The 20,408-nt window shown below is 67.8% G+C and carries 6 protein-coding genes; 3 read left to right on the forward strand and 3 right to left on the reverse strand.

The window, feature by feature from the left end; all coding sequences use genetic code 11:
• Positions 1–81 precede the first annotated feature (81 nt).
• A complete protein-coding gene (locus FJV41_RS12770) occupies positions 82–5,613 on the forward strand; it encodes an RHS repeat-associated core domain-containing protein (protein WP_141642735.1) in 5,532 nt (1,843 codons plus the stop codon).
• A 150-nt stretch (positions 5,614–5,763) separates the two neighbouring features.
• Positions 5,764–7,230, forward strand: a complete 1,467-nt coding sequence (locus FJV41_RS12775) for an APC family permease (protein WP_141642736.1) — start codon at positions 5,764–5,766, stop codon at positions 7,228–7,230.
• Positions 7,231–7,394: 164 nt separating this feature from the next.
• Here FJV41_RS12775 and FJV41_RS12780 read toward each other — a convergent pair whose 3' ends face one another.
• Together FJV41_RS12780 and FJV41_RS12785 are read right to left on the reverse strand one after the other, a co-directional pair.
• Positions 7,395–9,044, reverse strand: a complete 1,650-nt coding sequence (locus FJV41_RS12780; RefSeq protein ID WP_141642737.1) for a DUF4394 domain-containing protein — start codon at positions 9,042–9,044, stop codon at positions 7,395–7,397.
• A gap of 294 nt (positions 9,045–9,338) precedes the next feature.
• Positions 9,339–9,665, reverse strand: a complete 327-nt coding sequence (locus FJV41_RS12785) for a hypothetical protein (RefSeq protein ID WP_141642738.1) — start codon at positions 9,663–9,665, stop codon at positions 9,339–9,341.
• 425 nt (positions 9,666–10,090) lie between these two features.
• On the opposite strand from FJV41_RS12785, the gene FJV41_RS12790 reads away from it, so the two are divergent.
• Positions 10,091–13,129 carry a Vps62-related protein gene (locus FJV41_RS12790; RefSeq protein ID WP_141642739.1) on the forward strand — a complete coding sequence of 1,013 codons (3,039 nt, stop codon included), beginning with the start codon at positions 10,091–10,093 and terminating at the stop codon, positions 13,127–13,129.
• Positions 13,130–13,250: 121 nt separating this feature from the next.
• Here the strand turns inward: FJV41_RS12790 and FJV41_RS12795 are convergent, their stop codons facing one another.
• Entirely contained in the window at positions 13,251–20,393 is a 7,143-nt protein-coding gene (locus FJV41_RS12795; protein ID WP_181790593.1) for an FG-GAP-like repeat-containing protein, read from the reverse strand.
• Positions 20,394–20,408: the final 15 nt, after the last annotated feature.

A 20,408-nucleotide genomic window follows, 5' to 3' on the forward strand; every position in this document is an offset into this window, starting at 1 on the left:
GTGGGGAACGCCCCGCGCTCCGCCCTCCCCAGCCATCTCGCAGCGCCTCTCTCTTTCGTACTTCACCCATCAGGTAGGAACATGAAACCGCTATCCCTCTTCCGAAGGATGCTGGGCGGCACCGCCCTGCTCGTCTCCCCTCTCGCGCTCGCGCAGCCCGCCGGCTTCACGGACGCCAAGATTCAACCGCCCCAGCTCGCCGCTCCGCAGCGGGGCTCCCTCATCGGCACCTATGCGCAGACGGCCTTCGGCGCGGCGGATGTGGCGCGCGGTGGCTTCGCGCTCGCCTCCCCCTTCGCCGTTCCGAAGGACCGGGGCGAGGTGCTCGGCTCGCCCTTCCCCACCTACTCCTCCGATGCTGGCCAGTCGGAGTGGGGACATGGCTGGCAGACGCGGCTGGAGATTCGCCGGTGGCGTGTTCGTGGCGACCTGGACTACGCGACGGACGAGCTCACCAGCCCCTGGGGACGGCTCGTCCTCGGCGCCGATGGTGCCTGGTATCCCGCCGACATGAACCCCGCCGTGCGCGTGGAGCAGTCCGCCACGGGCCTCACCGCCTATCACCCCGACGGCAGCGTCTGGAGCTTCGGTGATGGCGCGGGTGGAGTCGCGGGCTCGGCGCAGGTGAACACCGTGAAGGGTACCTACTCCTGGTCCCTGCGCGAGGTGGTGAGCGCAACGGGCCGCAAGACGCACTTCACCTACGAGGCCAATGCGACGGGCCGCCTCTTCCTGAAGACGGTGCGGTACGGCGGCACCGGCACGGACTTCCAGTACCAGGTGGACCTGGGCTACGCGACGCTCGCGAAGCCAGTGGACGACTTCCGCTCGAGCAAGAAGCTGCGGTTGGACCGCCGCGTGTCCACCCTGTCGGTGAAGGCGAAGAGCGCGAGCACGGGCCTCTTCGAAGCGCGGTGGCAGTACCAGCTCGCCTACACGGAGCCCGTGGACGGCGTGGCCTTCTACCTGTCCCAGGTGGACCAGACCTACGGCACCGCGCCCGACGTGACGGTGGCGCCCACGGCCCGCTACACCTACCACACGTCCGCGGACGCGCTCGCCACCGCCACCTTCAGCCGGGTGACGAAGCTGGACGCGACGCTCGCCACCGCGGGCCAGGACGCCATCCAGCCCTGGCGCGCCTCGCTGCTGGATGAGGACGAGGACGGACGGCTCGACTTCGAGCATGCCCAGGCCCAGATGCTCTACGTCCAGGAGGACTCCGGCTTCCGCGCCGAGGCCCTGCCTCCCGCCAACGCCGGCACGCAGTCCGTGTGCCGCCCCACGGCCCACGTGAGCAACGAGCCTCGTCTGCTGGCCCGCCTGCGGCCCAACCAGCTCAAGCCCGAAGTCGTGGCCATCACCAACACCAGCGGCTCCACCACGGACATCCGCGTGTGTGACCGCGCCGGCACGCTGCTGTCCCAGCAGTCCCTGACGGGCGCGTGGCAGTTGGGCCCGCACACCCGCTTCGTGGACCTGGACAGCGACCAGCAGCCGGACTTCATCCGCGTCGTCCCGGGCGGCTTCCAGGTGCGTCCCAATACGAGCAGCGCGGCGCCTGGTACGCAGTTCGGTGCCACCCTCAACGGCACGTTGACGCCGAGCGTGTCGGCGACGGCGACGTGGGTGCACGACATGAACGGCGACAGCATCCCGGACATCGTCGCGCGCCTCTCCAACGGGCTGCACGTGTGGCCGGGCACCGGCAGGTACGCGTTCGACTCGGCGTCCAGCAAGCTGTTCCCCGTGCTGACGAAGAACGGCACCAGCCTTGCGCAGCTCGCGACGTACTCGGCCATGTTCGTCGACGTGAATCGCGACGGCATGTCGGACGTGCTGCTGTCGAAGGCGGGCCTCGCCCTGCTCTTCGTCAACAACGGCAGCGAGTTCCGCGAGGTCACCGTCCCCTCGCTCACCTTCTTCAACGGGACGACGAGCGCTTTGACTCAGGGCGACTTCGCGGGCAGCGGCAACACCAGCCTCACCGTGACGAAGGGCTCGGATGCCTACAGCACGTCGCTGGATGGCCCGGAGACGGGCCTGCTCAAGTCGGCGGACGACGGCAAGGGCACCCTGCTGGGCTTCACGTACACGCGCCTGCCCGCCGCCCCCGGGGCCCGCTTCCGCCAGCCCGTGCTGGCGTCGCTGACGTCGGCATCCTCGGGCTACGACACCATCACCTACGCCTACCAGTACTTCGGCGCCAACTACCACTCGCAGGGTGGCTTCCTCGTCGGCTTCGACAGCGTCGTGCGCACCGCGCCGCAGGAGAGCCACGCGGTCAACTTCCTCAATGGAGATGACTTCGCCGGCCTGCTGCTCTCCGACACGCGTACGGACGCGCTCACGCCCCAGGTCCGCGAGGTCTCCTTCCGCGAGTACGAGGACGCCACGCACCAGGGCGTCACGTTCAAGCGCCTGAAGGAAGAGGGGCAGGGCTTCCGCGACGCGAGCCTGCCGGCGGTGACGCTCACCGAGTCCACGAAGACGGTCGCCTTCGACGGCCTGTGCCCGCAGCAGCAGGTGCGCGCCACCCCGTGGGGCACCCTCACCACCACGCTGGGACGCGCCAGCCTGCCGGCGCTCGTCAAGCACCTGCACTGCCTGCCCGCCACCTTGACGTATGCGGGCACGCATCCGCAGTCCTCGCTGAACTTCTCGTACCAGGGGGTCATCACCCGCAACACCGTGGGGCTCGTGCAGAGCGTCGTCGCCCAGGGGCCGCAGGGCGCCATGCCGCTCCAGACGGTGAGCTACTGGCCGGACTTCACCGTGAAGACGGTGAGCGAGCCGGGCCGGGGCAGCACGTCGTTCGAGTACACCCCGGGCCGCCTGCTGCTCTCCAAGGTGACCCAGCCGGACGGCGTGGCGCTGGAGGTCACCGAGCGTCACCCGCTGCATGACGGACTCCTGACGATGACCACCCGGCGCGGCGCGAGCACCCATGTGGAGCGCTTCCGCTACGACGGGATGGAGCGGCTGGCGAAGCGGTGGGACGCCCTGGGCGCCGCGAGCGAGGTGAATCCCAACGAGACGCTCAGCTACCGGTTCGCCACCGCCACCCGCCCTGCCGGAATCGCCGCGACGGCGCTGGTGGACGCTGGCGGCAATGCCCGGCGCTACACGGAGGAGTACTCCACCGCCGCCGGAGAAGACGTGGCCAGGACGCGCCTGGTCCCCGAGGGCTGGGTGGTGGACGGCCTGACGCTGCACAGCCGCCAGCAGCGGGAGAAGACGCGGTACGTGCGTCCCAACCTGCCGGCCAACGCCGACATGGCGGCCCTGGACTACGCCACGCTGCTGGGTGGCATCGAGCAGACGTCGAGCGTGCGCACCGCCGTCTTTGGCTACGACGTGGAGAAGGTGCTGCGCCACCACGTCGACGTCCAGCAGACCCTGGCCACGTCCTGGGCGCTGTCGGGGGGACGGCTCGTCGTGGAGACCCAGGAGAACAGCACGCAGACGCGTCGGCAGTTCCTGGACGCGGCGAAGCGGATGACGCGGTACGAGGATGAGCTCGGCTTCGCCTATTCGTACACCTACGACGCGCTGGGGCGCCTGAGGGGCGTGACGATGCCGGACAACCAGGGGCACCGGCTGTCCTACGACGCCTATGGTCGCGTCGACCGCGTGGAGCGCGATGGCGTGGCGAACGTGGACTTCGAGTACGCCCCCGGGACCTGGCTCGTGTCCGCGAAGCGCTTCCGCACGCCGAGCAACACGCTGGTGCGCAGCGAGGGCTACCAGTACGACGGCATTGGCCGCCGCACCGGCATCACCCACACGAGCACGGGCGGCGTGAAGTCGTACCAGCTCTACTACGACGGTGCCTCGCCGGCGGCTCCCGCCAACACGAGCGTGCCGGGCCTGCTCACCGCGACGTCGGGTGACGGGTACACGAAGCGGATGGAGTACCGGACGGACGGCACGTTGACGAAGTCGACGCTCAGCCTCACCGGCTGGCGCACGGTGGAGAGCGAGCTGACGTACGCGGAGAGCGGAGAGGTGCGGCAGGAAGTCACGCGCGTGAAGGACGCGGGTGGCGGTGTCCTGTCCACCACGTCGCTCGGCTACGTCTGGGATGCCTGGGGCCGGATGAGCGCCCTGACGCGCAACGGGCAGTCCTGGGCGAGCGTGCAGTACAACGCCCTGGGCAAGACGGCGATGGTGGACTTCGGTGGCGGCACGTCGGTGTCGCTGGGCTACGACGTCCTCACCCGGCAGCGCACCAGCCTCGCGCACACCACGCCGGCCTGGAGCTCCTCCATCGCCTGGAAGCTGAATGCTCGCGGGCTCACCGACAGCGAGGTGATGGGCTTCGGTGGCACGACACTCGCGCGGCAGTACGGCTATTCACCCCAGGGCTTCCTGGCCTCGGCCCAGGACGCGCAGCATGCGTATGACTACGGCTTCGACGCACTGGGCCTGTCCACGTTCATCTCCGATGCCTCGGGGACTCGCAACCTCGTCACGGGCGCGAACACGTGGGTGGTCGGTGGCGTGACGTACACGCGGGACGGTCTGGGCCGCACGGTGGCCCGGGACGACCTGAGCCTCACCTATGGGCCGGACGGTCAGGTGGCCTCCGCGCAGAAGGGCGCACAGAGCTGGAGCTTCGTGTACGACGAGGACGGAGAGCGCCTGTTGAAGCGTGATGCGTCCGGGGCACCGCTCGCGGCATATCTGGAGGGCGGCGCGTATCTGGATGGCGCGGGACTCACCCAGCCGGTGCGCGTGGATGCGCAGTTGGTGGGCGCGTTGGAGGATGGCGCCTTCCGCCTGCTGTCCACCGACCGCCGTGGCACGGTGATGGCGGATGCGGACGGGACGCAGCGGGTGGCCTCGCCGTTCGGTGACCGGGCGACACACCCCACGGGCTCGGCGGCGCTGGACTACGTGGAGAAGGCCTACGACGCGGACCTCGGCTTCGTGCGCATGGGGGTCCGCGACTACGACGCCCGCATCAATCGCTTCACCACTCCGGACCCGTTGTTCCTCGAGGACCTGGAGAAGTGCCGCGCCAGTCCCGTCGAGTGCAACCTCTACAGCTACGTGAGCAACCGTCCGCTGGACCTGGTGGACCCGACGGGGACCGAGGAGAAGAACGTTCCCACGGGGGACGCGGTCGGCAACGCGGTCAGCGTGGGTGCGCCCATCGCCATCGCCGCGGGCGTGCAGGTCGGCGGTCCCAAGGTCGTCTCGGGCGTGAAGGCCGGGTACGACATGGGCAAGCGGTTCTTGAACAACCCGGTGGTCTCCGGGGTCCGCAAGGCCAACGCCGCAATCAAGGTCGTGAAGTTCATCGGCGGTTGCATCAACGGCACCAATCCCCTCTTCAGCGAGCCGGTGGCGCAGTCGCGGGCCCGCTTCATCCGCGAGGCCCTCCAGGAGATGGCGCAGCAGCAGGCCGCCCTCCACCAGGAGCTGGGCAGCTACCTCGAAGAGGCGAGCCAGTCCCTGCCGGATGAGGAGCGCATGGACTACGTCCACCAGCGCATCAACGAGCTGGCGGCCGAGGACCGCGCCCTCCAGAAGAAAATCGACAAGGCGACGGAGAACCTGGAGAGCGCGGAGCAGGAGCTGAAGGAGTTCTACGAGGACCACAGGTAGCGATACCTGTCGTGAGTCCATCGCGGAGGAGGGCCGGGTCGTCCACCGGCCCTCTTTCGCGTTCCAGCGATTCCCGCGCAGCGGCTTTGGGCAGGGCTCTCACGGGCCTGACGCTGGTCGGCGTCCGCCCTCGGACTATGCTCGGCGGCCATGAGCCCTCCTCTCGAGCATGAAGCTGGAGTTCCGTCAGGCACGTCGGGCGGAGGCTATTCGCGGCGGGTGGGCCTGTTCTCGGGGGTGATGCTCGTCATCGGCGGCATCATCGGCTCGGGCATCTTCCTCAACCCCTCCATCGTCGCCCAGCGCGTGCACACCCCCGCTCTCACACTGGGGGCCTGGCTGCTCGGCGGTGGCGTGGCCCTCATCGGCGCCTTCATCTACGGCGAGCTGGGACAGCGAATCCCCAAGGCGGGCGGCAGCTACGTCTACCTGCGCGATGCCTTTGGCGAACTGCCCGCCTTCCTCAATGCCTGGGGAATGCTGCTGATGATCGCCACCGGAGCCATCGCCGCGGTGGCGGTGACCTTCGCCAACTACACGCTGGCGCTGACGGGCCTCGCGGACGGCTACCGGTTTCCGCTCGCCGTCGGCGCCATCGTGCTGCTCTCCGGCATCAACTACTTCGGCGTGCGTCCCGGGGCGCTCACGCAGAACGTCTTCACGGTGCTCAAGCTGGTGGCGCTCGCTGTGCTCGTGGGCGCGGGCCTGCTGCTCGCGGGGGCCTCTCCCTCGGTGGGGACCACGACGCCTCCCGCGCCTCCGGACTCCATCGTGCTGGCTCTCGGCGCCGCGCTGGTCCCCGTCCTCTTCAGCTACGGCGGCTGGCAGCAGACCAACTTCGTGGCCGAGGAGTTGGTGAATCCGGAGCGCAACCTGCCCCGCGCGCTCCTGTGGGGCGTCATCGGCGTGGTGACGGTGTACCTGCTCGCGAACCTCACCTACCTGCGCACGCTCGGCGCGGAGGGACTCGCCGCGAGCAACGCGCCCGCGGCGGATGCGCTCGGGCTCCTGTTGGGGCCCACGGGCCGCACCTTCATCACGGCGGGCGTGGCGCTCTCCACCTTCGGGTTCCTCAACCTCGTCATCCTCGTGTCGCCCCGCGTCTATCAGGCGATGGCGGCGGATGGGCTGTTCTTCCCGTGGATGGCGCGCCTGCATCCGCGCTACCACACGCCCTCGGCGGCCATCGTCTTCCAGGCGGTCTGGGCCATCCTCCTCACGAGCACGGGGACCTACGGCGAGTTGCTCGACTACGTCGTCTTCGCGGACTGGCTTGTCTTCGGCGCCACGGCCGCCACGCTCTTCGTCTACCGGGCCCGGGAGCGTCAGGGACAGGTGCCCCGCGTGACGTACCGGGTGCCCGGCCATCCCTTCACGCCCCTGCTCTTCATCGCGGCGGCGCTCTACGTCGTGGTGGGGTCCACGGCTTCCAATCCCCTCAACGCGCTCAAGGGCACGCTGCTGCTCGGCGCGGGCGTGCCTGTGTTCCTCTACTGGCGCAAGCGCAGGGAGGCGCGCGCCACGGCGCAGGTATCGGGAACAGACGTCGTGGAAGGCCCTTCGGTGCCGGAGCAGCCCGTGCGGAGCGCGGTGTCTGGCAAGCGCGGAGCGGACTGAAGCCCATCCCTGATGCTCCACGGCTCGGCGGGCCTCGGTGGACAGCGGCGCGCACTACGAGACCGACCGGGAAGGGCGAGGTGCGTACCTCTCCACGCGGATGCGCCGCCACCCCTGCGCGCAAGGCAGGGAATGGCGGCGCTCCCACCCTTCAGGTGCCTGCATCAGTACACGATGGCGATGTCTCGCAGCTCCGGACCGGAAGCCCCACCGATAGCCGCCTGTTCCGCTGTCGTGGCGGTGCGCGGAAAGTACGTCGCGGCGCCCGTCAGCAGATTCACCTGATACAGCACATAGGGACCACTGGCCGCCGTGCGACCCGCCGCCAGCGGCAGCCCGTTGTCGCCGCCAGCGATATCAAACCCCGTCGCGCCGACAAACGTCACGCCCAGCGCCCCCACGTTCACCAGCGTGCCATCGTTGGGGGGCACCTGCTGAGTCAGCCCGTTGCTGTTGCGCTCCAGGTCGAACAACGTCGTCGTCGTCGCACCCATGACGCTGTTCGTGTACGCCACACCGAAGACGACGGCACCCGGCGTCCGGTTGATGGCGCCGTCCGTGGTTGTCGCACCCGTGTCGACGTTGATGCGCAGGTTCTGCCCCGTGTCGCTCACCACGCGCAAACGGTCCGCCACGGGATTGAAGTCGATGACGAACTGAGCCCCCGACAGCGCGGTGAAGGGTTCCGTGGTGTCCGCCGGGTCCGCGTTCAAGGTGGCCTTCGCGGTGACCGCGCCTGTCTGCGTGTCCACCGTGTAGAGCTTCCCGGCGGACGACAGGGCATACATCGTCCGGTCCGCCGGGCGCAGGTCGATGCCGAGCAACGTCTCCCCTGCTGGCACCCCCGTCAGCGCCACCGTTGCCGTCAGCGTGTTGGGCGCTGAGACGGCGGCACGCACGAGCTGGTTGTCGGTGGTGAGACCGTAGACCGTGGCGCCCGACTCCTGCTTCAGGGCCAGCCCCTTGAGGGGCTCCGTCGAGCCGATGGCCGCGACTTCCGTGGCGGGGGCCGAAGTATTCTCCGGAGTGATGCGATACAGGCGCTGCGTGCCGCCCACCGTCAGCGCGGCATAACCGACGTTGGTCCGCGCATCGATGTCATAGCCATTCACCCCCGAGGCATCCACGCCCAATGCCACCGGGGCGGAGAGTGTGCCGTTGTTCGGCGGATCCTGGAGGTAGACGGTGTCGGTCGCCGCATCCAGCACGAAGAGGCGGGTGGTGGCGGTCTCCGCGAAGGAGTTGGTGTAGGCCGCACCGCTGACCTGCGCGCCGCCATTGCCGCCATTGATGGCGCCATCCGTGATGGTGTCGCCGGTGTCGACATTGATGCGCAGGTTCTGCCCGCTGTCACTCACCACGCGCAGGCGGTCCGCCACCGGATTGAAGTCCACGGCGAAGTCGGTGCCGACGAGGCCCGTGAACGGATTGTCGTCCCCTGTCATGGCGGACAGCGTGGCCTTCACGGTGGCGATGCCGGTGTCCGGGGCGAGGGTGACGATTCGCGCCCCGCTGGTGAGGCCATACAGTTGCGAGTCGGCGGGACGGTAGTCGATGCCCAAGAGAGACTCTCCCGCGTCCAGACCCGTCACGGCGATGGAGCCCACCAGGACATCGGGCGTCGCGCGATTGAAGGACACCAGAGTGTCCGATGCGGTCAGGGCGATGACCTCTCCCACCATGACCGGATCCGGCGCGCCATCCAGCCCCGTGCCGGGAGTCGGGTTCGGGTCGTCGTCGTCACCACAGGCCGTGAGGAAGAGCGCGGTAGCGAGCGCGGCGAGGAACTGGTGCGGCTTCCTGATAAGGGTCATGGGTTCCCCCGAAGGATGGACCGGATTGATTTCACGAGCCCTTACGATGGTCCTCTTGAGCTGGATTCCTCCCCGTGCCGCGGAGCACCTGGCTGTTCGTCATCCGACCCGCCGCGGAACAAGGCACCTTCCGAGGACGGACCGAAGCGCCGCCGAGGCTTCTTGTTTCTCTGAAATCAAACACCGCGAACCGCCAGGCGAGGCAGGGAGCCCTGAGTCGCCGGAAGCCTTGATGGGAGTCCATCACCCGCCAGCATGCGAGTGATGGACTCGACCGCTCAGGATGAACCGGCGCTACAGCGTCACGGCCCGAGCAGCCAGCATCGGCGGCGCGCAGATGGGGGCCACGAGCGCGGCGTCATCACGCGACGACTCCGACGACGACAGCTCGTCCTCCTCGGTCCCCAGGGCCGCGCCGCCACAGGTGCCGTACTCCCACTCGGTCACCCACTCCTCACAGGTGACGACCTGCATGCTCCAGGGAATGGCACAGACCAGCCAGCACGGCGTGCTCTCATTGCAACGGTCCTGGGAGCAGTCCGGAGGCAGGGCCGACGCGGACAGCGGGGCCAACACGAGCGCCGCGACTCCTGCGAACAGGGACTTCGATAGCAGTTTCATGATGTCTCCACGATGACGGGATGACCGGGCCACCCACGCGTGAGCCGGCCCCTCGACTGTCTCAGGAAAACCGCGAATCTTCAAAAGTCGCGACTGGCGTACTTTTCTACTCCAGAAACACTTCAGTCCTGACCGAACGGGCCGCTTATGACCCTCCTGGGTCAGGACGTGATGCGGGTTCTCCGCCTGTGCCTCCCTCCGAAAGGGCGCGCCGGATAAATCCCCGGGAATCACACGCGAAAACCCTTCGCCGTCTCCAGCCCGGAGACGACGCACTCCACCCACGGAGTAACCCCCTCGAGCCTCCTCGCGGCCCCACCGCGCGGCATCCTTCGAGGACCCCGCTCGTGGGCAGTCCTCATTCAAGAAGGGGTGACCACGACCTGCGTCCACCCCCGCCTTGAATCAAGCGAAGGGTTCACGACATGAGTCTGGGTGTTTCATTGAAATCCGCGGCATGGCGTGCAGTGCTCCTCGGGGGACTCCTCGCGCTCTCCACGGGTTGCCAGGGCGAAGGCATCGAGTCGGACGGGCACTCCGAATCCCTGCCCGGAGAGACAGAGGCCCTGCCCGTCCTCCAGCAACAGCTGGCCCCGCTGCGCGAGAAGTCCTGCCGGGAAATCAAGAACGCCAGACCTCAGGCCGGAGATGGTGAGTACACCCTTCACCTCATGGGGGACGCCGCCCGGCCCTGGAAGGCCTGGTGCCACGACATGGCCGGCACTCCCACCGAGTATCTCCCGCTCCCCGAGAATGGCCTCCACTCCAACTTCTCTCAATACACCGCGGGTGGCGCGGCCCCCGGCAGCAACGTCCGCACCGTCTTCTCCAAGCTGCGCATCAACCCCGTCACGCTCGAGGTCGATACGTCCGACCGGCGGTTCGCGACGTCCACCGGCGCGCTCTCACACAATGGCCAGGCCAACATCTCCACCATGCCCTACGCCACCGCCATGTCCTGCGACTGGGGCGGCTCCGGCAGGGCCAACGTCGACTTGCGCGGCACCCCGTTCAAGCTGCCCGCCGACTACTTCGTGACGAGTGGCTTCAGCCAACTGGGCGCCGCGTCCTACAGCTTCGTCGACCAGGTCGTCTCCATCACCGGCGGCGGCTACTGCGGCTGGACGGCTCCACTCGGCGCCGACCCCGCGCTCGGCGGCGCCCTCCCCCTCTTCTACGCCGCTCCACCTGTCGCCTGGACGCCTGTCGCACGCGTCTACCCCTCCGGTGGCGCCGAGCCCTCCGCCCAGGCGCTCCAGCCCGGCTGGTATGACCAGCACCAGCTCACCGTCGGCAACGACACCATCAGCTCCGTCCACGTCCCCAGGGGCTGGGCCGTCACCCTCTACGAGCACTCGCGCTTCTCCGGCAGCTCCATCACCTTCACCTCCGACACCCTCCTGACGGGCAATGGCTGGGACAAACGGGCCTCCAGCATCAAGGTGGAAGCCCCCGTGTCCGTCTATTCCCAGCACAACTTCGGAGGAGTTCGTCAATCCCTGCGCGCGGGCCGGTATGACATCAACCAGCTCACGCTGGGCAATGACACCCTCCGCTCCCTCAAGGTGCCCGACGGCTTCCAGGTCACCCTCTACGCGGACTCGGGTTTCTCCGGCCAGCGCATCGTCCTCACCCAGGACACGGACCTCACCGGCAGCCTCCTCAACGCCGTCACCTCCAGCCTCGTCGTCGAGTCCACCACCTCCCGCAACAACAACATCCTCCATGGCCAGTGGCACGCTTCCGGTGGACAGAACCGAACCAGTCCCGCCAACCGTCAGTTCCTCGTCGAGCACTCCGGCCCGCCCGACATCGTCACCTTCGACCTCGACGCCAACAACGCCGGCCCCTACCTCTACCTCCTCGACTCCAGCGGAAACGTGCTCGCCGAGGCGAACGACCTCCTTGGCGGCTCACGCGCGCGCATCGCCTATGACCTCCAGCCCGGCAGCTACAAGCTCGTCGCCGCGACGACCCAGGCCGGGCAGACGGCCGACTTCACCCTGCGCTCCGACAAGGCCCGGCTCCGCTATCCGCTGCGCCTCTCGGTCCAGGCGGAGACCCACTTCGATTGGGTCTACGACGACCACAACACCGGAGCGCACGACAACATCTCCGTCTGGCGGCCCAGGCTCGACCGGTTCCCCGGCCACTACTCCCTGGGCGACGTGGCCATGCCCTCCCATGGCTCACCGCCTCGGATGACCTTCGTGGTCTCCGGTGAGGGGGACGTGCTGGCGCCTCCCATCGACTATGACCTCGTCTGGGATGACAAACACACCCGCGGCTCTCACGATGCCAGCTTCTGGCACCCCAGGCCCGCTCCTGGCTATACCTGCCTCGGCTCGGTGGCCACCCTGGGCTATGACAAGCCGTCCACCCAGCTCATCCGGTGTGTCCGCAGTGAGTATGTCCTGCCCGCGAGCCCTGCCTGGCTGTGGGACGACAGGGGCTCGAGTGCCTATCGCGACGGCACTGTCTTCCAGGCCAATGCCACGGACCACCGGTCCCTGACCGCCTCATCCATGGTGGGCCAGGTCGGTTATGGCGCCGCCAATGCCAGTCTCTTCTGGGCTCTCAACAAGAGCGCCCTCGCCAACGCCGAACTCCAGGGGGCCCCGGTCGATGACCTCACCGTCCTCCAGTACGCGCCCCTCGTCTGGCTCCATCCAGACGAATACTACTGGCCGTCCTCCGCCGAGTTCTTCCTCGCGAACGTGACGCCTGTCGGGTACTTCATGGAGACCCGCGAGCCACTGGGCTGCGCCTCCTGTACGGACCCCGCGTTCCTGCACGGCCAGCGTCCGGACCCGACGACCCACGTGCCGATGTATGCGCAGATCATCCCTCGCACCCAGGCCGGAGCCCCAACCCAGACCACCGACGTCGTCTATTGGATGTTCTACCCCTACAACGGAGGCAAGCGCGTCTGCGTGGGCTTCTACAATGCCGTGCATTCCTGCCTCGGGAAGTTCTCGACCTTCGGCAACCACGTGGGCGACTGGGAGCACGTCACCGTGCGCTTCGTCGACGGGAGACCGACCCATGTCTTCATGGCCCAGCATGCCGAAGGGCAGCTCTTCGTCTATGGAGACAAAGCGCTGGGCCTCTTGAACTTCCATCCCGAGACCTATGTGGCCTTTGGCTCACACGGCGCCTATCCGGACACCGGCTCGCATGTGTACAAGACGCTCTTCAACGGCGAACTCCTGAGCGACGAAACAGGAAGAGGCACGCCGTGGATTGGGTGGGACCGCCCCGTCATCATCCCCTGGCAGCCGCTGGGCACCTACACGTCGACGAACGGTCCGGCGTGGATGGACTCCATCCTCCAGTGGGGCAATCCGCCAGATGGCTGCCTCAACATCGTCACGCAATACTCGAATGAGTGCATCCGCAACGGCGGCCCCAGCGGGCCCATGCTGAAGACCATCGCCAATCCAGAGGCGATGGTCATGGAGTGAGCGGGCCCACGCTCCGCCAGACTTGAAGGGACGCAGGCCCTGCCGGCATTCCGCCGCCGGCAGGGCCTGTGCGGTGGCACCCGCTCCACCCGGGGCACCACCCTCACGGAGTCCTGCTGTCTCAGCCTCCGCTCAGGAAATCGGCGGCGGCCTCGATGACATCATCCTCCGTCTTGAACCCTCGGAACGGCAGCTGCACCTCCTTGAAGATCAACTCATCGGCGAGGCCCAGCTTTCGCGCGGCTTGCAACCTGTTGTTTCCGAGCACGACGTAGTTCTCGTTCGCGATTTTGACGAAGTTGATGAGCTTGTCCTTGATGCCGTCCTTCTGGATGTCTTTGACCAGCTTCACGAACTGGTTTCCGGACATCCGGTCGGTGAGGTGCAGGCCTGCCTTGCGCAGCTCGCCGTAGGTGAAGGACACGGCTTCCTTCACGGCCAGCCCGCTCACCGAGTTGTTGTGGACCCACGAGGAGAACTCCCCGACGAAGTACGTGTGGGCGAACTCCACCTCGAAGTTGAAGACCACCTGCTGCTCGGCGGACGTCGCGACGGAGAGGACGCGCAGGAGCTGTCCCGTGGCGCTTTCGACCTCATCCCCGGCGCGGAGGTCCTGAGCCTCTGTCCAGCCCTGGCCGGCGACGCCGAACGGATGCTCCGCCGTCACTCCGAGCTCTTCACGAGTGCCATCAGGCGCTTCGAGGACGACGCGGAGCACCACCCTCTCCGGCTTGATGAAGGTCCTCGTCACCCGGTGCCAGCCCGGCTCCTTCGTCTTCTCGTTCCAGGCCCACACCCAGTCTCCCGCCAGGACTTCCTCGATGGGCCTCAGTCCCTCCGCGGTGAGCACGGGAGTTCCCGCGACGAAGCAGCCGCCGAGCGGGAATCTGGGGGCGAGGGCGAGCCCCGCCCTGTTGATCAAACTGCGGGTCGCCGAGGTGACGATGGGTGCCGCGGTCTTGAACGCGAACCCCACCACCTTCGCGGAGGCAAGTGAGATGACCACCTGTGTCACATCACTGGCCAGCTCATCGTTGTCACCTCGCATCAACGACAGCATCAGGTTGAGCGACGTGGTGCCGAGCCCCACGAAGGGGACGTAGGACCATTTGGTCTCCCGCAGCCATCCCTGGAGCGAATCCATCTGCTGGTCGTTCATCGCGAACAGGCCGCGACCATCTCCCACGCAGTACTTGCACGAGGACTCGACGTAGCCCGTCTCCATGCTGCCGTTCTGGTCGGCCCCACCCGCGACGGCCGAAGGAGTGCTGTCACCCTGTCCGACTCCGTCACCAGTCCCCGTTCCCACGCTGGGAGCGCCGCAGTCACCGGGGTTCGCCGAGCCGCAGATCTCCATCAGTTCGCCGTCCGCCGTGTGCCAGGTGCCCACGACACTCGAGGACTCGGTGGGCGTGAACCCGCTGAGGTCGACGTAGCGCAGGGGGTTGTTGAAGCCGTAGCTGTAGCGGTTGAACGCCTGGCTGGAATAGGGCGCCTTGACCACCGGGTCGGGCGTCAGGAAGCGCCCCACCCTCGGGTCGTAGAGCCGCCCCTTCATGTTGACCAGCCCCGCCTCGTCGTCCCACTCGTGGCTGGTGAAGCCCAGACGCACGTCGCTGGCGGTGGAGGCCGGCGCCAGCGTCGGGTCGTCCGCCCGGCCCTGCGCCCCGAAGGGTTGGTACTTGCGCTGCTCCAGCACGTTGCCTGCGTCGTTCGTCACCGTCTCCACCGAGCCCAGGTGGTCGTGCAGCAGGTACGTGGTGACAGGCGTGGCGCCGCCGCTCGCGGCCAGCGTCACCTGCGCCACCGCCTTCCCACTGGCCATCACCTGGAAGACGTGCGACTCGACGCCCGCCTTCTTGCGCTTCTCGTAGAGGCCTCCCGCCACATAGAGGGTGGAGTCCCCGTTGCTGTGCTGCTTGAGCGTGCGGCGCTGGAGCGCGTCGTAGGTGAACGTCAGCGTCCCCTGCTGCGTCACCAGCGTCGAGGGCAGGTTGAAGGCGGTATAGGTGATGTTGCGGAAGCGCCCCGTCGCGGGCTCGTTCGCCTGGGTCTGGTTCCCCCCGGTGTCGTAGCTGAACGTCTCAGCCAGTGTGCCGAAGGCAGGGTCCGTGCTCACGCCGGTGATGGCGTGCCGTGACGCGGTGAGGGCCCCGTACTGGAAGTAGAGCTGCTCGGTCTGTGTGCCATTGCGGACCACCCGCCTGGCGTTGAGGTTGCCCAGGTCGTCGTAGCCGTAGTTGGTGACGGTGTTGTCGCAGCCCGCCTGCACCGTCCAACGCGTCAGGCGGTCCACGCCGTCGTACTGGAACGACTCCGTCACCTGGTTCAGGTTGTCGTGACGGCTGCGCAGGCTGTCATCCGCGTTGTAGCTGTACGCCAGCGACTGGACGAGCTGTCCGGCCGCCTTTCGGGATTCGATGAAGCGCAGGCGCCCCTGGCCGTCGTAGCGGTTCCAGCTGGTGAGGACATTGCCTCCCCGCGCCTCGACGAGCAGGCGGCCAGCGGCATCCCGGTCCTTCACGCGCCAGTACTCGGCGCTGGTGGCCGCGTCTCGCACGGCCTCGGGGTAACCCGTGGCCGTATACGTCTGCTGGACGCCCAGGCGGGTGCCACCGGGGCCCGTCGGATACCAGGTCTTGTCCAGACGCCCGTACCCGTCGTAGCTCTGGTCGACGGGGTACGTCGCGCCATTGAGCGACAACGACTCCTGCGTGAAGCGCCCCAGCGTGTCGTAGGAATAGGTCGTGACGACGTCATCCGCGGTCGCCACGGTGTTCCGGTCGTTCTCCGCCTTGGCCAATACCCCCTTGCCCTGGGGAGCGGTGTCCCAGAACAGGTGCGTCTGGCCATCCGGGTTCCGGATGAACACCTCGCGCCCCAGGGTGTCGTGGGCATAGCGCGTCAGGACGCCCGCCGCGTCCGTCTCCTCACGGACATCGCTGTAGGCGTCGTAGAGGGTGATGAGCGCGCCCAGCTTGGGCTCCAGCAGCTTCGTGCGACGCCCCCGCACGTCGTACTCCATCACCGTGACGGCGCCGCTCGGGTCCTTCGTCGAGTCCAGCACGCCGAACGGCCCGTGGAGGTACTCGGTCACCAGCCAGGGAGCGGACGGCTCCCGCAGCTCGCTCACATGCACCACCTGCCCCAGCGGGTTGCGGTTGACGTAGGTCTTGTTCCGCTTCTCGTCATAGACAGTCGTGGTGCGCCACTCGTGGACCCACTCCCGGAAGGTGCCGTCCGGGTTCGTCTGCTTCAGCTTCCGCCCCAGGTTGTCGTAGGTGAAGGTCGTGGCCTTCTCGGCTTCGCGGTCGTACCGAGGCTGCGTGATGCGCAAGGTGCGCCCGAAGAAGTCATAGGCCATCGTCGCGCGACTCCAGGAGCCGTCGGCGGCTTGGACAAGGGTGTAGATCTCCCGGTCCCAGCGGTCCAGCCTGTGAGTCAGGGAGGGACTGCCGTCCCGCTGGACCGTGATGCGGGTTCCCGGCGCCTCACGGTGGTACTCCATCCAAACCGTGGCACCCCCAGAAGCTCCTCCCTCCCGGTAGGGAGCCGTCTCCATCCGAAGGCGGCCAAAGCCGTCATACGCGTTGCGCACCCGCACCCCGTTGGGGTCCTCGGTGAGCGCCACCACTCCCAACCCCGGGTGATGAGCGACGTCGGTGCGGTGCCCGGCGGCGTTGATGATGACCGTGGGGAAGATCTTCTCGAGGCCCTCGTAGGAGATCTGCTCCAGACGCGGCAGCACCCCTTGCGTGTCCGACGTCTCGATGGACGTCACCTGGCCGGTGAGGTCGCGTGAGTACGTGGTGAAGAGCTTCGTGTCCGCGGTGCCCTCTGGCTCCTGGGTGACGCGCCACAGGGCGTTGGACTCCGGGCAGGAAGCTCCGGGGCAGTACTGGTACGTCGTGGCGCGGGTGGCTTGCTGTCCGCCGGGATGGCGGGTCGAGGCTGGAGTGTAGGACGTGTCCGTCTCCCGCCGGGTGAGGCCCAGCACCCAGGTGGATGGATGGTTCTCCACCTCCAGGACGCGCTCCGTCCAGGTGCCCTCGACGGCGTTCTCATCCGTGCGCACGACGGTGAAGAGCCGCGTGGCGTTGCCGTAGCCGTCGCAGTCCTGGGACTGGAGCTTCCACGACACGGTGCCGAAGATTCCGTCCTTCTCGGAGAGGGTCGTCACCGAGGGACAGAGGAACCGGGTGCGCCCTTCCGGAGCGATGCGCGGCTCGCGGGTGAAGGTGCTGGTGACGGTATGGGTGCGTCCCGTCAGGGGCGTGGCGACCTCTTCCTGCTTGGGGAGGAACGCGTGCAGATACAGCGAGCCGGTGCGCGTGGTGTTGTCATAGACCGTCGTCGTCACCTTGCTCGTTATCTGGTCGGTGACGGTGCGGCGGGAGAACCCCAGCCAGCCACGGCCGCGGAGGTCCGTGCGAGCCCCCTCGTAGGCGAGGATGGACCAGTGGAAGAAGGCATCCGGGCCGTCGAGCCCGTTGTCCGTCATGTACGCATTGACGGCCCACATGCCCCGCACCCCGCAGTACTGGGGATAGGTACACCCGCCCGCCGTGAAGTGGCCCGGAGAGTTCCCCAGCGCGCGGTGCTCGAAGGAGGCCCACTTGCCATTGCCATCCGTGACCCGGCGGAGCAGGTCCGGCTTGAGGCCCTGGCGCAGGTGCACCACGAGCTGGCTCGTGAAGACGTTCCCGACGACCTGGATGATGTCCTGCAGGCCGTCACCGTTGATGTCGCCCACCCGCGTGAGCTTCTGCCCCCAGCCGGCCCCTTCCAGCTCCGTGGTGGAGCCCAGGGGCGAGGTGAAGCCCAGCCCCGTGGACAGCCCCACCGGCAGGCCGGTCAGCACCTTCGAGGTGAAGCCAGTCCCCGTCGACAACAGCACGGTGAGGTTCGTCCGGATGGTGCCCCGGTCATTGTAGTTGTCCGCCAGCAGCAGGTCCTGCCGCCCATCCATGTTGTAGTCGAGGAGGCGCACGCCGCTGTCGATGAAGCGCCCCACCGGTCCCCCCTGCGAGGGGCCAGGCATGGCCCCCGCGGGAATGGAGAGCGTCTGCGGAGGCAGGAAGCCACTGCCGTTGTTGATGGCCAGGCGGAGTTCGCGCGGGACGCCGTCATGCGGCTGACGTTCCTTGTGAAGCGTGAGTGCATCCGGCAGCCCATCGCCGGTCACGTCCACCATCCACATGTCGCGGTAGTGGAAGGGCCCGCTGAACTCGTAGTCCCATGGCAGGGCCGTCAGCGTCGTCTCCGTCTCGCGACGGCTGCCATCCGGGTTGATGCCCACCGCGGTGTAGTACCCGGCGAACCCATCCGGGCTGCGTGACTGGGTGGTGGGCAGGGTGTTCGGCTTGCGCAGCAGCACCTCGGCGGCGCCGTCGCCGTCCACGTCCGCCACGAAGCCGGAATGGTCCACGCCGGAGCGCGCGCCAATGGCGGTATAGCCAGGGAAGCCCAGGGTGCCGGTGGTGCCCAGTTGGTTGAGCCGCCAGGCCCACTCCGTGGGGACGCTCGTGCCCGCGTTGCTGGGGCGCCACGAGCGGAGCAGGTCCGGCAGGCCGTCGCCACTGAGGTCGGCCACCTGGAGGCCCGGGGGCTTCACCGTCGCGGTCGACGTGCCGCACACCGCATACGTCTCATGGCCGTCCAGAACGGCGGGAGTGAAGTTGGAGCCGTTGTAGCGGTAGACCTGGAAGTGGCCGCTGATGTTGTTGTCGCAGTCGGTCCGGTTGAGGGCGACGATGTCCGTCTTTCCGTCCATGTCCATGTCGACGGCCGACAGGTCATCCTGCGAGTCACCGACCTGCGAGGCAGGCAGACTGACGGTGGTATAGCCGCCGAACCCCGAGCCGTTGCTCAACCGCAGACGCCACTCCGCCGGGGAGTAGCCCGCGGTGGAGGAGAACCGCATGAAGCGGTAGAGCAGGTCGTCCTTACCGTCTCCGTTGACGTCCGCGACGTGCAGGTTCCAGAAGTCGCGGGCCTTGTAATGGAGGGTGCTGGACGTGTCGGGGACGTCGCTGTTGGCCGCGACGTCCGCGATGCCCGTGTTGAGGGTGAGGAACTGCTCGGAGCCCAGCTCCCAGTCGAACGTCGTCTTCTCCTTGCACGCGTTCCGGCCGTCACACTCCTGCACGGACTTGAGCAGGCTCCGACCGGAGACACTGTCGTTCCGGTACTCGAGCGCGTACCTGCGCCAGAGGGTGCTCGGACCCGACTCCCACTGGGAGACAGGCACGTCCGGCGCGAACATGTCGATGTGGTCCAGGCGCGAGGCCGAGCGCATCTTGAGGCCCGCTACGTAGGACTCATCCAGGTCCCCCGGCTCATAGTGGAACTCCACGCGTCGCAGACGCGCGGCCACGGTCGCGTCCGTGTAGGAGCCCGTGTACTCGATGTTCTTCAACCGCTGCTCGTAGCCCGTCTCCTGGTCGCCCAGAAGGTCGTAGCCGAGCCGCAGGTAGTTGCCCTGCCTGTCCTTCACCTCGGACAAGGCCCAGGCGTAGCGCACCGCCTGGACGTTCGCCGTGCTCACACCCGTGGGCAGCGCCTGGGTGGGGAGGACGCGCATCCCCGCCAGCACGGCGCCATAGGTGAAGATGCGCCCGTCCTTCTGACGCACCTCGAAGGAATCCGGCGGACCATTCTGGGTGCTGGTGGAGAGCATCACCCGGGCGAAGGTGTCGACCTCGGTGCGGTACACGCTCCCGTGGGCGCCGTACTGCGTCGTCTCGGGGTTGAGATGGATGAGCCGGGCGCCGTCCAGACACAGCGCATCCGTCGCGTCGAAGCGCACCTGCGCCACCGCGCTGTCCTGCGCCAGCGTCTTGCGACAACGGGTGATACGGGAGAGCGTCCCTGTCAGCGTGAAGCCCATCCCAGCCAGCCCCATCCCGGAGCGGCTGTGGTAGCTGAGCGCGAGCTCCGGCTGCATCCCCGCGCGGCCCGGAGGCACCCACAAGGGCAGACGGTAGGTCGCCGCGCCATCCGGGGTGACAGAGAACGCTCCCTCGGTGGCACCCGCGGCGAGCCCGGCCAGGGCATTGGTGTCCACCACCGTTCCCACGGGCGGCAGCAGCCGCTCATCCCCGCTCAGGCGGTTCTCCGAGACCTCGGCCTCGGTCAGTCCCTCGCCGCTGCCGGGAACGGGGCCACACGACCCGAGAAGGCTCGCGCCATAGAGGCCCAGCATGCACAGCGAAAGGGCGCGCTTCGCCCGACCATCCTTCTTCTGAAGTGGCTCTGATGTCATGTCGATGTCCTGGAG

This window comes from Myxococcus llanfairpwllgwyngyllgogerychwyrndrobwllllantysiliogogogochensis, assembly GCF_006636215.1.
GTDB classification, from domain to species: Bacteria; Myxococcota; Myxococcia; order Myxococcales; family Myxococcaceae; genus Myxococcus; species Myxococcus llanfairpwllgwyngyllgogerychwyrndrobwllllantysiliogogogochensis.